We start from the raw sequence: 14,080 nt of genomic DNA, 5'->3' as shown, positions 1-14,080 counted from the left end.
TTAGACACGCCTGGACGGTGGGGATACGAGCAGAGCCGGGTTTGCCAACCCGACTCCGACGCCCGGCGGTGCCGTCGGGCTATGTCTTTAGCGGTTTCTTCTCCGCGGCGGGGAACAGCACGTTGTTGAGGATCAGCCGGTAGCCCGGTGAGTGGCGGTAGAGGGACAGCTCGGTGGGCGGATCGCCGACGAAGTGCTGGAAGTCCTCGGGGTCGTGACCGGCCAGGAAGCTGAAGGCCCCAGCGCCGCGCACGCCGTAGAGGTACTTGGCCTCCTCCAGGCCGTCGACGGTCGCCAGCACCACCACGGCGTCCCGGACGTTGGCCAGGTTCCAGGCCGTGTCCTGGCCCATGAAGCCGGGGATGGTACGGAGGTGGTTCTGGGTCAGGATGGTGGGCACGGGGTCGAACTTGGCGGCGAACTCGAACAGGGTGAAGGTCGGGCGGAAGCCCTGGGGCAGGTCCAGCAGCCCGCGGTCCCGTGGGCTGGCGATGCTGGTGATCTCGTAGACGTCGGGATCGGTGACGACCTCGAAGTCGGTGAAGGCGAAGCACTGCGAGTAGTCGAGGCGCTCGTTGACCGCCGGGGAGAGCGGTGTGCCGTCGAGAACGGGGTCGACGATGTCCAGCTCGCGGGCGGCCAGGGCGGCGTCCAGGGTCGCCGGGGCCGAGCACATGGCGAAGAGGAAACCGCCGGACTCGACGTAGTCGGCGATGGTCAGGGCCGTGGCCAGCTTGTGCTCGGGCACCGTGGCGAAGCCGGCCTCGACCGCCGCGGCCTCGAACTCCCGCCGTTGCTCGATGAACCAGTCGTTACTGTAATAACTGGCGCCGAACTTGCCGTACTGACCGGTGAAGTCCTCGTGGTGCAGGTGGAGCCAATCGTAGTCGTCGAGGGCGCCGGCCTGGACCGCGTCGTCCCAGAGGCGGTCGTAGGGGATTTCGGCGTAGGTCAGGGCCAGCATCACCGCATCGTCCCAAGGCTGGTAGCCGGGGGGGGCGTAAACGGCCACCCGGGGCGCCTTCTCCAGCTTGACCGCCTCCATGTTCTCCTGTTCTACGACGGCGCGGATCCGGGCCTCGGCCCCGGGATCGACGCGCTCGAGGGCCACCCCGCGCACCGCCGCCAGCTCCCTCAGGCCCTCGAGCTCGGGCAGCAGCCAACTGCCGCCGCGGTAGTTGAGCAGCCACTCGCACTCGGCGCCCCGCTCGAGCACCCAGTAGGCTACCCCGTAGGCCTTGAGGTGGTCCGTCTGGACCTCGTCCATCGGCACCAGGTAGGCGGCCGGACAAGTGACGGCCGTGACGAGGAGCAGACTGAGGATCGATCTTAGCATGGCGGCGCTTCTTGCGGCGTTTAGATGGGAGACGTTAGGGATACGCGGGAAAAGGGCGGCGGGTTCTCGTTATCGACCAACAATCAGACTAGCTGAAAACCATCAACGACCCGGGGGGTGCCCGTCCAGGGCGGAGGACCTGCGCCAGACGCATCCGCTATTCCGGCGGGCGGGGCTAATGGGTCGCCCCTGGACGATATCGTCCTGGACGGCTAGAGCACCAGCACCTCCCAGCCGCTCTCGCGGAAGCGCGCCGGGGAGGGGTGGCCCAGCAGCTCGTCCAGGGCCGGCAGCCCCTGCTCGGTCAAATCGTCGAAAGCTCCCGACTGCCGGCTGCAGGCCAGGCAGAAACCGCCGACCAGGCCGGCCTCCAGGGCCTCGACGTACAGGTTGTGCAGCCGGTGGCCGCCCTCGGCGAAGGCCTCCGCCGCCGTGGCCGTGGCCCGGCCCTCGAGGATCAGGGTGGTGGTATGGCCGCGCTCGGCGAAGTCGCGGACGTAGAGCAGGGCGTGCAGCAGGCAGGCGGGATCCTCGCCGAAGGCGAAGACGGCGTAGCGGGCCATGGTTTATCCTTTAGCTGGGGAAGAAGTAGCAAGCAGGTCCAGCAGGGAAATGTGCGTTTGGAGTTGGGTGCTGCATATTCAAACAACGCCAATTGGGTTGATTTGCGAAGCCGCAGAAGGCGATCCAGGCTGAGAGTTCGGCGTCGCGTCTATGTTCATTTCTGTTGAAACGCAGATTAGGTAATGCCATAGAGCTATTATTTAATATTGCTATTGTTACCTTCGGGTGAGTTTCAGTTATTGCTATAATCTTGTATTGTTTCTTGATTTCTATTGCTAGTAATGGGCCTTGAACAGTACAAGAACCATGTAATGAGTTAGTGCATAGAACACTACTTCTGTATTTTGAGTATTTACTCCTTATGTGCAAATCTTGTTTTCTCCAGCCGGATTGTCCGATCGACCAGGAAAGGGGCGCGTCAATACCGATGGCAATAGCTTTATCTGTTTTTATTTGAGAAATATACCAGTTTAGTGCTTCCTGAACAGAACTAAAATTCATGGATACTAGTGTACTGGGTGGGGAGAAAACCGCAACACCCGTTTTATTAACTCCCCCCGGATCGGCTCCCAGGTACACATCCATTAGCTTCCTCCTTTCAATCAGCTTGGATCCGCTCGCTTTGCCATTCGGTGCGACCTTTGAAAAACAGCCCGAAGAAAGCTCTGCGTCCCGGCGGATTTCCGCCAGGCCGGAACCGGCACGGTTTTTGCGGAGGCGAAGCGTTGCCGTCGTCATCAACGGTCGCCGAGATGCAAAAACCGTGCCGGTTCCGGCCCTCCCGAGAACTAAAACGGTGCGGGTTGGCGGTGGGCTGTTTTTCAAAGGTCGCCGGCGCCGCGGCGAGTTACTCGACGACTGTCGCCCCGGCGGCGACGAGGGCGTTCTCGACGGCCTTGAGCAGGGCTTTGCTGGTGGTGGTGGCCCCGGAGACGGCGTCGACGCGCAGGCTCTGCTCGGCGATCACCCGGGGCAGGACGGCCTCGGCGTTCTGGGGATGGGAACGGTCCTCGTTCTCGGTGACGGCGATACTAACGATGCGGCCGTCGGCGACCTCGACGACCACGGAGACGGTGACGGTGAAATCACCCTCGCCGTAGCTGAAGGAGCCGGGATGTTCGCCGTCGGCGGCGGAGGCGTGGTCCAGCTCGGCGGGTTCCAGGCTGCGCATGCGGGCCTGCTCGTCGAAGGCCCGGATCATCATGGGAAACATCACCAGCCCGGCGACGACGACGAACAGCAGGAAGCCGCAGATCCAGTAACGGGCTTTGCTCATATTGTTAACTATCCTCGCGCAGGGTGGGGAAATGGCAGCCGACGGAACCGCAGGGGTACTGCAGGCGGCGGTCCTCGTCGACGACGCGGTAGAGGTCCAGCCAGCCGTCGCGCCTGGTGTGGGCTGCGAAGGCGCAGTAGGCGGCCACCTCGGCGTCGCTCAGGTAGGGGTTGGGGTTGGCGGTCTCCAGGACGGGGATGTCCCGGCCCAGGTCGGCCATGGCCTGCAGGACGGGCAGAGGCTGGACCTCGGTAACGGTGAGTTCGGCTCGGCGGCGGCGCAGCTCGTTGACCAGCAGGGGGCCGGCGATGACGGTGGCGCCGCGGCGTGAGGCGGGGGAGATCAACCGGGGGGCCAGCTCGGGATAGGTCCGGCGCAGGTAGCGGTCCAGGGCGCGCCAGTGGCCGTGGTCGGAGCTCCAGCTCAGCGGAGCGACGACGCCGAGGGCCTCGAGGGGCTGGCCGTCGAGGGCGAACTCCAGCCAGCGCAGTGCGGCGGCGGTGTCGGCGACCAGGGCGCTGCGCAGGCGTTTGCGCGGGCCGTCTTCGACGAAGAGGCAAACGGCGAACTTGCCCCGTCCGCCGGGGCGGGCGCCGCAGTAACAGCTCACGGAACCTCCAGATTGGATTGCGGTCTACTTCTCGCGCACGGTCAGGATGAACTCGCCGGTGTTGGTGCTTCGACCGGTCCTCGACATCACGTTGTCCAGCACGAAGGCATCAGGAAAGGAGTACTAGGCCGAATGGTTGGAGCTGCGGAAGCTCAGCGATTCACCCGTTTCGAGTATCTGATGAGCTATCTTCCAGCCGTCCTCGCCCGGGCCGGGGTAGTAGAGAACGACGCCGGGCATCGGGTCGGCTTCGGCGCCGGTCTCGTTGCTGTAGACAGCTGGACCCTCGCAGGTGACCGTGTAAGCGGTGTCAAGCTTCAGTGATATCTTGACCGACGGAAGTTGATCGACGTAGACGCTGTTATCAATGGGTCGATGTCGAATTCATCGCCGCCGACGACGGTCGAGGTCGGGTTCTGGGCCGGGGCGAGGGAACACAGGGCCACCGGTTGTATCTGACAGCCAAAGACTTGACCATCCCTCCTCTACACCAGCTCTGATCCGTCCTCAGAGATCGGTCAGGTCGTCGTCGGCCGAACCGCCGTCCTTGAGCCGTTCCAGCTCGGCCGCGGCTTCTTGTTCCAGGGCGGCGTCGTCAAGTTCCTGCCGGGTGGCGGCGTCCGCGCCGACGAGGGCCTCGAGGTCGCGCTGCAGAAGCTCGGCGTGGTCCGTCGGCGTCAGCTCGGGCGGAGCCTCGACGTCGGCCCGGGCGACGAGCTTATCTGCCTGGGACAGCTTGTGCTGCATGTCCCGCCGGTCCTCGTGCAGCTCGGTCAGCTTGGTCTCGGCGGCGGCGACGAGGTCCCGGCGTTCGGCGCCTCGCGCCTTCTCCAGCCGGTCCTCCCAGAGCTCGATCTCTTCGTTCAGGCGGGCCAGCTTCTTCTCGAACAGCTTCTTGACCTTGAGGGCGGCGAAGCGTGAATTGCGGGAGTCGCCCATAGCGCTCCTTATCGGGGTGGCTTAAGGGGGCCCTTGGCCACAGGAGCCCCCTTTGCCGTTAAGCGGAGTACTTAAAGATCCTCGAGGTCCGAGGTGGCGTCACCCTGCTTGAGCTGTTCGAGCTGGGTGTCGACGTCGACGGTGTCGAGCTGCTCGAATTCCTTCTCCAGGCTGTCGGACTCCAGCTCGGCCATGTCGACGGCGGCTTCGCCCTCGGCCTCGAGCTGATCGATCTTCTCCTCCATGCGGTCGAAGGTGGCGAAGGCCCCGGAATCGTTGATCCCCGAGAGGGTCTCATGGATCTTCTTCTGGGCCTCGGCGCGCTTGGCCCGGGCCACCAGCAACTGCTTGCGGCTCTTGCACTCGCTGATCTTGCGCTGCAGTTGGCGCAGGGAGGATTTCAGCGTGTCGGTGACCTGCTTCTGTTTGGTCCACTGCTCCTTGTAGCCGCGGGCGTTCTCGGCGGCGGTGGACTTGCGGACCAGGGCCTCCTTGGCCAGGTCCTCGCGTTCGGACTTCATTGCGGCCTCGGCCTTGGCCGCCCATTCGAAGGCTTCCTTCTTGGCCCGCTTGTACTGGTTGTAGAGGCGCTTCTCATCGGCCACGGCCACGGTGACCTGCTTCTTGGCCTCGGTGTACTGCTCCTCCATCTCGTAGATCATCTGGTTGAGCAACTTTTCCGGATCCTCGGCCTTGTCGAGCAGGGCGTTGATGTTGGCCTTGAGGATGTCGCCCAGACGCTTAAAGATTCCCATCGCTACTCCTTTGCGCGATATCGGTTGACATGGTGAATAAGAAAGGAAGGCTCCTAGCCTTCCTTGACCGTCTTGTAGACGAGCTGAGCGCCCTCCTCGAGGGCCATCACACTGGCGTGGATCTCGTCGGCGTGGATACCCTCCAGCTCGATGGTATCGACCAACACCAGATCGCCGGCATCGATAGCCACGGCGCCGTGGAGCAGCTCCATGTTGAGCTTGAGCAGCTGCTTGTAGAAGTCGACATCGCCGTCGGCCGGAACCTCGGCCAGCTTGAGCCGGAGGATCATCAGGCTGTTGACGACACTGATCACCAAGAGAGTCGAGTCGTCGTGGTCGGCGTTGATGACCCAGACGTGGTCTTCGAGCTCGTTGAAATCGTAGTCCAGGGTGGTGAAGAAATGCTCTATGGTGTGTTTGTCCATCGGTTCCCCTCCAAGGGTGAGACTGCCTAACGGCTTGGGTTCGGTACAGGATAGGGTGTTAAGTCTAGCAGAGGGGAAGGCGTCGCACAAGACCCCGGTGCTCGCCGGAGCGGAGCGATTGAGCCGTAGCTAACGCAGGGGCGGGATTTAAATAGCGTGTGCCGGTCCTATGTTGTGGCTGATTCATACCCGTCTGGCGCTCTGTAAAGCGGGCGGCTGGTGACAGCCGCCCCTCCGGGTATCTCAAAGGTTTAAGACGCGCCCCTGAACCGCCCTTTGAAAAGGTCAATACTTGATCCTAACCACCTTGTCGAGAGACTCTATTGTAGGCGTCAAGTAGAGTCAAACAGTTATCCCGGACGTATTTCATCAGGTCGTTACCGTCCAGACCCTTTTGCTTTCCCTCGACAGCGGCCATCAAAAGAACCAGGAATACCTCCGCTGTCACCGTGTTATAGGGAATGTGAGGGATTATCGTTCCAGAGTTTGTCTGGATGGAAATGGAGTATGTTCGACTGAGCCCAAAGATGATCAATATTGTACCTACTACATTTATTATGATACCTAGAACATATATACACACAGGTCGTCGCTGAGTTAAGTCAATAACTAAGGTTAGTAGTCCTATACGGCATAGAATGATGCCTAAAACTCTTGTCAAGCTACTTTTTTAAGAGTTGACGGCGTAGCCTGTTATTGTATCTAAGCGCCAATTTTTCCTGTGTTGATAGGTAATCTCTTCCCTCTTCTGGGTTACGGAATGTTTGTAAAGTGCTCGGTTGGTGAAAGAAAACCGGTAGTCGGCATTTCACCATCGGGCATGAAGCCGCTGGTCAGCGTGGCGATAAGTTGTTCGCTATCCTGAAACAGCAGCAGCTCCTCCTGGATGGATGAAGTGTTTACCTTGTTAGTTCACCCACCCCCATTAATGGTAAAGGTATTCTCCATCATGTATCCCTAATAATAGCGCTCCAGTTTGGCCACGGTGCCCAGCAGGCGGGCCTGGGCGTAGCGTTCGCCGTCGAGGGGCATCGGCGGGATGCGGGGGTTGGAGCTGATCATCCAGACGGTATCTTCGACACGGCGCAGGCGCTTGAGGGTGACGTCGGCCTCGTCGAGCTGGACGGCGTAGATGGAGTCCTCGTTGACGGCGTGGGGGTCGAAGTTGGGGTCGATGAGGACGAGGTCGCCGGTGAGGATGCCGTCGCCGGCCATGGAGTCGCCGTTGATGCGGAGGAAGAAGCAGTTGTCGGCGGTACCGCGGGGGACGTGGGTGGTCAGGGTTGTGGTATCGGCGGTTTCGGCTTCGAGGGGCGCTCCGGCGGCGATTTCGCCCAAGAGGGGGAAGCTGCGGACTTCGTAGCCGGGGAGGGCGGCGGCGGCGAGCTCGGCCTGTTCGAGGAGCTCGCGCAGGCTGAGCTCCTCGTAGCGGCGGGCGTCGGGTCGGCGTCCGGTGAGGAGTTCATGTTCCGAGACGCCGAGGACCTCGGCCAGGGCGCCGAGGTAGCGGGGGCTGGGGCGGTGACCGCGATTCTCCCAGTTGTCGATGTACTGGGGCGGTACGCCGACGAGGCGGGCGAGTTCGGCGGGGCGGAGGTTGAGCCCTTCGCGCAGGCGCTTGATGCGTTGTCCGAGGGTTTCCATCGCTGATCCTTGGGCGGGCGTTGACGGTGTCAGGCTGACCAGCCTTGACAGACGCGCATGATACAAGTATGATGTCTGTTGCATAAGCTGAGCTGATGTATGAACACTATAGGATGCGTGACCGGGGATGTCAAGACGTATTTATGATGACCCGGAAAAGGAAAGGAGACTGGATGATCGAGTCGGTCGAGGAAGCCAATCTGAAGACGTTGTTGCGGCTCTACCCGCGCGCCCTGGCCTATCTGTACACGGTGGGGGCGGTGCAGCTCGAGCAGTTGGTGCGCCGGGGGGGCAGCACCTCGCCCCATCAGGCGGTGGAGGAGTGGCTGGATGTCAAACTGGAGGTCGAGCGCCGATTGCGGCGCCTCGATGAGCGGCTGCACCTGGCGGTGACGCTGTACTACCTGCGCGGTTATCGACAGCGTGAGGTGGCCCGACGGCTGGGCATCTCCCAGCCCCGCCTGAGCCAACTGCTGCGCCGGGCGCGCAATATGATGATATGACCATCTGGCTATCCACAGATAATGAAGTGAATATGAAAACAGCGTTATAAACCGGGCGGCTCAATCCGTAAAAAGGGGTGGAGGGCGAGAAGCGTTTCTTGTCCCTCCACCCTTGTATCATATCCCTATGACAGCAGTGACGACCGCGACGGACGAAACTCAATCGAAAGGCCCCAATGCCCGCCTTGCCTCCTGGAGTCTGGCCCCTTGACAAGATTCGCAACGCCGTCGCCGATGAGCTTCCCGAGCTGCCCGCCACCGAGGTGGAGCGCCGGGCGACGGCCGTCTACCGTTTCATGTGGCGCGACGCCGACCGCTGGTACGCCTCGGGCAAACGCAACGTGCGCATCAAGGGGTTGTTCTATGAAATCTCCAAACCCAGCGCCGGTCGCCTGCGTCATGTCGGCTGAGTTGTTGCGCCTACTGCTGCGCCGTCTGCTGGAGCGCGCCGTCGACGCCGTCGAGGAGGGCGAGCTGAGCCTGTCCAAGCCCAGGGAACTGCTCGAGGCCGCCCGGCTGCTCAAGGAGCTCGAGACAACGGCCGAAGACGGGACCGCCGAGGGTGGCGTCGCCGAGGAGCTGCTCGACCGCCTGGAGGAGTTGACCGCGGCCGAAGATGAGCATCGCCGCGACGGGGAATGAGCGTTTGGGGGCGGCTGCGGGGCTTGCCGCGTGATCTGCAAAGGCGACTGCTGCAGCTTTTGCTGAGGAGAAACCCCTGGGCCTTTCTGCGCTGCTGCCTGTATCCGCAGCGGGACTTCGAGCCCTTCCACCGCGAATGGCTCGAACTGGTCCAGCGTGAGCCCCGAGCGCTGATCCTGGCGCCGCGGGGCTTCTTCAAGACCACCACAGTGACCGTCGGCCTGTTGGCCCATCGGGTTTTCTTCCGGCCCGACGGCGGCTGGCTGGTGGTCTCGCGCACGGCGCGCCAGGCCGAGTTGATCCTGGCCGAAATCACCCAGGTGTTGAGTCGCCCCGAACCAACCTGGTTGAACAGCGGACCCGTCATCGCCCGGGCCACCCGGGAGGCCCTGCTGTCGGCGGCGCGGAGCTCGGCCCGCAAGGAACCGACCCTGGCCGCGGCGGGCAGCGGACAGGCCCTCGTCGGTCGGCACCACGACGGCGTGGTGGCCGACGACCTGGTCGTCCCGCAGAACGCCGCCACCCAGCGGGTCCGGGAGAGCCTGGAGCACTGGTTCACCAACGCCCTGACGCCGACGCTGTTGCCCGGCGCCTTTCTGCATCTCGTCGGCACCCGGCAACATCCGCTGGATCTGTACGGCCGGGCGCTCAAGCTGGGGTTGCCGACCAACGAATCGAGCCGCAGCGCCATCGGCGAGGACGGCGCGCCGCTGTTCCCCGCCCGCTGGCCCCTGGAACGCCTGGAGCAACGGCGGCGCGAGCTGGGGCCCACGGCCTTCGCCCTGCAGTACCAGAACGACGTCGGCCCAGCCGCCGGGACGTTCTTCAACCCCGAGCACCTGCGCCGACCGCCCGTCGAGCCGCCGACGGCCTTCCGCGTCCTGGCCGTCGACCTGGCCCTGGGCGGGGCGGATTACCTGGCCGCCGTGGTCCTCGGTGTCGCCGCCGACGGTGACTGGTACGTCCTCGAGGCCCGGCGCGCCCGCCTAGACTTCCACGCCCAACTGCAACTGATCGCCGCGCTGGCCCGGCGCCGCCGGGTAAGCCTGGTCGGCGTCGAGCAGGTGGCCTACCAGACTGCCGCCGTCCAGGAGCTGCGTCGCCGCGAGGGTCTGCCCGTCGTGGGTCTGCGGCCCCGGGGCGGCAAGCTGCTGCGGGCCAACGTTCTGGCCGCCCACCTCGCCGCCGGACGCCTCTGGCTGCCGACGGAGTCCGGTCCGCTGGTAGAAGAGTTGCTGGCCTTCCCCCACGGCCGTCACGACGACCTCGTCGACGCCCTGGGCTACGCCTGCGAGCTGGCCGCCGGTCGCGGCGTGGAACGACCGCCCCTTCACGACGAGCAGCTCGGCCTGGACCGGGACGACGGCCTGGCCGCCGCCCTGGGCCTCGGTTGAACCCCAGTGAAAAGGAGTTGCTGTGCCCCTCTTCAAGCGCCGCAAGCGCACCCGACTTTCCGCAGTCCAACCCCGGCCCCGGGTCGCCACCGGCGGACGGACCGCGCCGTCGGCCTCGCGCCCCTCCCTGAGCGTGCTCAAGCGGATGCGCCGTCACGGCTTGGTGGCCGCCTGCCTCAACGTCATCAAGGGCCCCCTGGTGGCAGCCGAGTGGGACGTCGAGGCCGCCGACGACGGCCTGGCCGAGGAGCTCAAGGAGCTGCTCCGTCCGCTGTGGCGCCGCCTGTTGCAGCAGGCCCTGACCAGCCTGGATTTCGGCTTCGCCGCACTCGAGGTGGTCTTCGACAGCGCCGACAAGCGGTTGCTGCCCGTCGAGACCCGGGCCCTGGAGCCCGCGGCCTGCGAGGCCCTCACCGACGAGACCGGCCGTGTCAACGGTTTGTGCTGGCGCGGCGCCGACGGCGCCGTCGAGCTCGAAAGCCCTCGGGCCCTGTGGCTGATCCACGGCGGTGAATTCGGCGACCCTTACGGCGAGAGCCACCTGACCCCGGCCTGGCCCTTCTGGAAGGCCCTGACCTACGCCGTGCTCTACGGCAACCGCTGGCTGGAGCGCCGCGCCCTGCCCCCCGTGGTGGTGCGTTACCCCGCCGAACTGGAAATCGACGCCGCCGGCAACCCCGTCCCGGCCAACGAAAGCCGGGCCCTCGAGCTGGCCAAGCGGCTCAACTCCGAGCATCCCGCCGTCGCCCTGCCCCAGCCCGACGACGCCGGACGCCCCGGTTGGGAGATCGAGCGCCTCGAGGCCGGCGGTGAGATCGGACCACTGATCGAATGGTGCGACTACCTGACCCGCATGTTGACCGCCAGCCTGTTCGTTCCCGAGAAGGCCCTCTACCAGGCCGGGGAACGCGGCAGCCAGGCCCTGGCCCGGGAGCAGCTCAATACCTTCCTGCTGACCATCGACGGTCTGGGCCGCGAGCTGACCGAGCAGATCTCCGCCGGCCTGCTCCAGCCCCTGGCCGCCCTCAACGGCTACCCCGAGGCCCGGCCCCGCCTGACCCTGGCCACCCTGGCCGGCTCACGGCGTGAGCTGTACCGCGATCTGGTGCTGGAGCTCATCCGCGCCGGCCGGGTCAACCCCGCCGTCGACCAGCTCGCCGAGGAGCTCGGTGTGCCGCTGTCGCAAGGCGCGGCCGACGACGACGACGAAGGCCCAGCGTAAGCGGATTATTGTCCAATGTCGCCGCGATGTCTACAGATTATGGTCGGCGTCAAAAATCTTGCACGCCTGAAATAACTGTGCTAAACTGTATTGCGCTTCTGTAACGAAAAACAAGGAGGCAACTTGATCAAGCCAATACGGCATGATCGTGTGAACACACAGAATTCAGAACTCTTCGAATACGTCGAAGAAGAACTCGCTAGGGTTTTCGGGAGAAAACTCATACGAGAAGAGATAAGCGCCTTACACGAAGCTTACATCCTTGGATACTTCGATACTATTCTCCCTGATGCTTTTTTCCTAGCAATGGGTACATATGAAGAGTACTTATTTCGGGAAGAAAGTAAGCAGCTAGGTGATCAACAAGTCGTAAAAGGGTTTGATTGTGGTCAAACCCTTTTTTATTGTTCAGCCTAATGAGCTATATAAATGCAGTAGAAAAAAAGTGGTTTAAATTATTTACTAATACTAAAAACTTTGAAGTATTTGCATTTCGCAAAAGAGGGCTAAATAAGTCATTATATCGTATTCATGCAGATGACTGGATTGAATTTTCTAATAGTGTTTTTTGGCGAATTACAATCGATGAAGTAGCTGAAAGCTTTAAAGTATTTATTCCAACAGTTTTGTTTAAGTTTTATAGATTAAAGCATGGTGATAGATCTAGAATATCTTTGGATTGCCATAAAGGGATAGCAGACTATCAAAAATGTAGAGATTGTGCAGAATATCATATTGACTATTATATTCGGGGTGATGAAGTATCTGCATCGCAAATAATATTAAACCCTATTTCAACAAACGCTTTAGAATTTATGCAATTTGTGATAAGGCTTGCTAACGAAAGGAAAGACCCATTTTATGAATAGTATCCTTTATCACACTAATGAAGGACAAGATAATTTGATCCAGACAATGGATCTGATTGCCGAATACATGTCATCATGTGATTATAAAGCTGTTATTTTTTCAAGCAAAGGTGACGGACCTGCTCATATTCATGAGACTCATCCGGAATTAAAAAGTAGAATTATCGTCGTAACATACCCATTTGGATCATTAAATGAAGAGGATAATGAAAAACGATATGAGGGCTTAAATAATATAAAAGACTTAGGGTATGAAGTATTATCAGCAAACCCAAGTTTTTCTGACATTGCTGTACCTGAGGGTATGGAACCGAAAAGACGTGCAATAATAGAAACTCTACGCATGTTTGGTGGTGGTATGATACTATGCGTTGAAGCTATATTGATGGTTCGCGATGCAAATAAATTTGATGATAATGAGATAGTGATATCTGCTTGTTCAGATACTGCAATTGTTGCTACTGCAACAAGAAGTAAAATGTTATTTTACCCATCATTAGGTATGGAAATTAAAGAAATACTATGCAAACCTTATAATTTGCAACTTTCAAGGTCCGGTAAAAACGAATAGCACTATACATCTTGGATTGCTAAAGGCGCCATTATGGCGTCTTTTTTCATTCCTAAGGAGGACCATGGCCCGACTGAGCCCCTTCAACCCCCTGCCGGCCGACGATAACGACGCCGGACACCCCCGGCGCTATCGCAAGGAAATCGCCCGCGTCGGCGACTACGAGCACCCCGACGGCCCGCTGAGCTTCGACGCCGAGCGCCTGCGCCGCTGGCGTGAGGCCTTCGTCGAAGCCACCGCAGCCGGAGTGCGCATCCCCGTGCCCCTCGGCCACCAGACCGAACCCACCGCCAACGCCGGCTGGGTGGCCGACCTCGAGCTCTCCCCCGAGGGTGACCGCCTCTACGCCGTGCTCGAAATCACCCGTCCCGAGGTGGCCGAGCTGATCGACAACGGCTCCATCCGCTACACCTCCCTGGCCCTCGGGCCCCTGGCCGACGACGGCGGGCGTTTCTGGGAGGAAGCCCTGCTCGAGGTCAGCCTGGTCACCGAACCCCACGTCCGCAAGCAGGAGCCCTTCGTCACCCTGGCCGGCGACCGTCGCCTGGCCGTCGAGCTGGCCGCCCTGCGCGGCGAGAACCGCCGACTCCTCAGCGCCCTGGCAACCGTCCGGCATGACGAGCTCGAACGACGGCTCGACGACCTCGTCGCCGACGGTGAGCTGCCCCCCGGCGAGCGCGACCGGGTCCACCGCCTGGCCGCCGCCCTGCCCACCGACGAAGATCGCCGTCTCCTGCTGGAATCCTATCGCCGGCGCGGGGTCCGCCTGGGAGCCGCCACCCGGCCCGCCCCCGGCGGCAACGTCGATGACGAGCTGGCCGCCGTGGCGCGGCGCTTCGACCTCAAACCCGGCGAACTGGCCTACTACCTGGATAACCCCGCCCGCCGCGACATCCCGCAAGCTACCCTCCAGGACTAACCCGCCTTAGACGACCAGTACCTGCGAACACCACTTCGCCCGAGGCGGTGGCGCGTGTTCTTACCCCCGGGCCCCGGCGACGCCGGCCGGGGGCTAGCAAAAAAACGTGCCGCCATCGGGCGGACGGCCCCGACCTTTGTCAACACTCCAGCGCCCGCCCGCGGCGGGCGAAACGAAAGCGAGGAACATGGCTCTCACCGCCAACCGCTACGACGAGCGCTTCGCCGCCGGCTGGCAACTGCCCTTCCCGGTGGCGACGTCGACGACAATCTACAAGGGCGCCCTCGTCTGCCTCAACGGCGACGGCTACCTGGTCCCCGGCGCCGACACCGCCGGCCTGCGCTTCGTCGGCGTGGCCCGTGACGGTGCCGATAACTCCACGGGCGCCGACGGTGACAAGGAAGTCATCGT

The 14,080-nt window shown here is 61.9% G+C and carries 18 protein-coding genes; 9 read left to right on the top strand and 9 right to left on the bottom strand.

Annotated features, from left to right (window positions below; all coding sequences use genetic code 11):
* Nucleotides 1-79 precede the first annotated feature (79 nt).
* The 9 genes from GF399_12030 to GF399_11990 form a co-directional block, all read right to left on the bottom strand.
* Nucleotides 80-1,336, bottom strand: coding sequence for an asparagine synthetase B (locus GF399_12030; protein MBD3401040.1), 1,257 nt, complete (start codon nt 1,334-1,336; stop codon nt 80-82).
* A 212-nt stretch (nt 1,337-1,548) separates the two neighbouring features.
* Nucleotides 1,549-1,899: a cytoplasmic protein gene (locus tag GF399_12025; protein MBD3401039.1), complete on the bottom strand. Its 351-nt coding sequence runs from the start codon at nt 1,897-1,899 to the stop codon at nt 1,549-1,551.
* 10 nt (nt 1,900-1,909) lie between these two features.
* Entirely contained in the window at nt 1,910-2,638 is a 729-nt protein-coding gene (locus tag GF399_12020; protein MBD3401038.1) for a DUF429 domain-containing protein, read from the bottom strand.
* A gap of 109 nt (nt 2,639-2,747) precedes the next feature.
* Entirely contained in the window at nt 2,748-3,176 is a 429-nt protein-coding gene (locus tag GF399_12015) for an FMN-binding protein (protein MBD3401037.1), read from the bottom strand.
* A gap of 4 nt (nt 3,177-3,180) precedes the next feature.
* Nucleotides 3,181-3,786: a hypothetical protein gene (locus GF399_12010; protein MBD3401036.1), complete on the bottom strand. Its 606-nt coding sequence runs from the start codon at nt 3,784-3,786 to the stop codon at nt 3,181-3,183.
* A 507-nt stretch (nt 3,787-4,293) separates the two neighbouring features.
* Nucleotides 4,294-4,725 (bottom strand): hypothetical protein, encoded by a 432-nt coding sequence (locus GF399_12005; protein MBD3401035.1) that lies wholly within the window; start codon nt 4,723-4,725, stop codon nt 4,294-4,296.
* A gap of 71 nt (nt 4,726-4,796) precedes the next feature.
* On the bottom strand, nt 4,797-5,480 hold the full coding sequence (locus GF399_12000) for a PspA/IM30 family protein (GenBank protein MBD3401034.1): 684 nt from the start codon (nt 5,478-5,480) through the stop codon (nt 4,797-4,799).
* Nucleotides 5,481-5,533: 53 nt separating this feature from the next.
* Nucleotides 5,534-5,905: a hypothetical protein gene (locus GF399_11995; GenBank protein ID MBD3401033.1), complete on the bottom strand. Its 372-nt coding sequence runs from the start codon at nt 5,903-5,905 to the stop codon at nt 5,534-5,536.
* 957 nt (nt 5,906-6,862) lie between these two features.
* The gene (locus GF399_11990; protein ID MBD3401032.1) at nt 6,863-7,633 is read right to left on the bottom strand and encodes a helix-turn-helix domain-containing protein; all 771 of its coding nucleotides are present in this window, start codon (nt 7,631-7,633) and stop codon (nt 6,863-6,865) included.
* 11 nt (nt 7,634-7,644) lie between these two features.
* On the opposite strand from GF399_11990, the gene GF399_11985 reads away from it, so the two are divergent.
* The 9 genes from GF399_11985 to GF399_11945 all read left to right on the top strand — a co-directional run.
* Entirely contained in the window at nt 7,645-8,052 is a 408-nt protein-coding gene (locus tag GF399_11985; protein ID MBD3401031.1) for a hypothetical protein, read from the top strand.
* A gap of 176 nt (nt 8,053-8,228) precedes the next feature.
* Nucleotides 8,229-8,462, top strand: a complete 234-nt coding sequence (locus GF399_11980; protein ID MBD3401030.1) for a hypothetical protein — start codon at nt 8,229-8,231, stop codon at nt 8,460-8,462.
* A 4-nt stretch (nt 8,463-8,466) separates the two neighbouring features.
* The gene (locus GF399_11975; protein MBD3401029.1) at nt 8,467-8,694 is read left to right on the top strand and encodes a hypothetical protein; all 228 of its coding nucleotides are present in this window, start codon (nt 8,467-8,469) and stop codon (nt 8,692-8,694) included.
* Complete coding sequence (gene terL, locus GF399_11970; protein MBD3401028.1) at nt 8,691-10,088, top strand: phage terminase large subunit; 1,398 nt, start codon at nt 8,691-8,693, stop codon at nt 10,086-10,088. Before GF399_11975 ends, terL begins: the two co-directional genes overlap by 4 nt.
* A 22-nt stretch (nt 10,089-10,110) precedes the next feature.
* On the top strand, nt 10,111-11,310 hold the full coding sequence (locus GF399_11965; protein MBD3401027.1) for a hypothetical protein: 1,200 nt from the start codon (nt 10,111-10,113) through the stop codon (nt 11,308-11,310).
* A 416-nt stretch (nt 11,311-11,726) separates the two neighbouring features.
* Complete coding sequence (locus GF399_11960) at nt 11,727-12,179, top strand: hypothetical protein (GenBank protein ID MBD3401026.1); 453 nt, start codon at nt 11,727-11,729, stop codon at nt 12,177-12,179.
* The gene (locus GF399_11955; protein ID MBD3401025.1) at nt 12,172-12,750 is read left to right on the top strand and encodes a hypothetical protein; all 579 of its coding nucleotides are present in this window, start codon (nt 12,172-12,174) and stop codon (nt 12,748-12,750) included. The genes GF399_11960 and GF399_11955 overlap by 8 nt, the downstream gene beginning before the upstream one ends.
* Before the next feature lie 64 nt (nt 12,751-12,814).
* Complete coding sequence (locus tag GF399_11950; protein MBD3401024.1) at nt 12,815-13,669, top strand: hypothetical protein; 855 nt, start codon at nt 12,815-12,817, stop codon at nt 13,667-13,669.
* Nucleotides 13,670-13,856: 187 nt separating this feature from the next.
* The coding region (locus GF399_11945; GenBank protein ID MBD3401023.1) for a hypothetical protein at nt 13,857-14,080 on the top strand (224 nt) is incomplete at its 3' end.

It is taken from the genome of Candidatus Coatesbacteria bacterium (assembly GCA_014728225.1).
Taxonomy (GTDB): Bacteria; RBG-13-66-14; RBG-13-66-14; order RBG-13-66-14; family RBG-13-66-14; genus WJLX01.
Note: the sequence above shows the minus strand (reverse complement) of the source record. Positions and strands in the feature narration are given on the sequence as shown.

Coding starts and splice junctions, on each gene's coding strand:
- GF399_11990 (MBD3401032.1), bottom strand. CDS start 7,633: ATGCAACAGACATCATACTTGTATCATGCGCGTCTGTCAAGGCTGGTC.
- GF399_11950 (MBD3401024.1), top strand. CDS start 12,815: ATGGCCCGACTGAGCCCCTTCAACCCCCTGCCGGCCGACGATAACGAC.
- GF399_11955 (MBD3401025.1), top strand. CDS start 12,172: ATGAATAGTATCCTTTATCACACTAATGAAGGACAAGATAATTTGATC.
- GF399_11960 (MBD3401026.1), top strand. CDS start 11,727: ATGAGCTATATAAATGCAGTAGAAAAAAAGTGGTTTAAATTATTTACT.
- GF399_11985 (MBD3401031.1), top strand. CDS start 7,645: ATGTATGAACACTATAGGATGCGTGACCGGGGATGTCAAGACGTATTT.
- GF399_11980 (MBD3401030.1), top strand. CDS start 8,229: ATGCCCGCCTTGCCTCCTGGAGTCTGGCCCCTTGACAAGATTCGCAAC.
- GF399_12020 (MBD3401038.1), bottom strand. CDS start 2,638: ATGACGACGGCAACGCTTCGCCTCCGCAAAAACCGTGCCGGTTCCGGC.
- GF399_12015 (MBD3401037.1), bottom strand. CDS start 3,176: ATGAGCAAAGCCCGTTACTGGATCTGCGGCTTCCTGCTGTTCGTCGTC.
- GF399_12000 (MBD3401034.1), bottom strand. CDS start 5,480: ATGGGAATCTTTAAGCGTCTGGGCGACATCCTCAAGGCCAACATCAAC.
- GF399_12025 (MBD3401039.1), bottom strand. CDS start 1,899: ATGGCCCGCTACGCCGTCTTCGCCTTCGGCGAGGATCCCGCCTGCCTG.
- terL (MBD3401028.1), top strand. CDS start 8,691: ATGAGCGTTTGGGGGCGGCTGCGGGGCTTGCCGCGTGATCTGCAAAGG.
- GF399_12030 (MBD3401040.1), bottom strand. CDS start 1,336: ATGCTAAGATCGATCCTCAGTCTGCTCCTCGTCACGGCCGTCACTTGT.
- GF399_11995 (MBD3401033.1), bottom strand. CDS start 5,905: ATGGACAAACACACCATAGAGCATTTCTTCACCACCCTGGACTACGAT.
- GF399_12005 (MBD3401035.1), bottom strand. CDS start 4,725: ATGGGCGACTCCCGCAATTCACGCTTCGCCGCCCTCAAGGTCAAGAAG.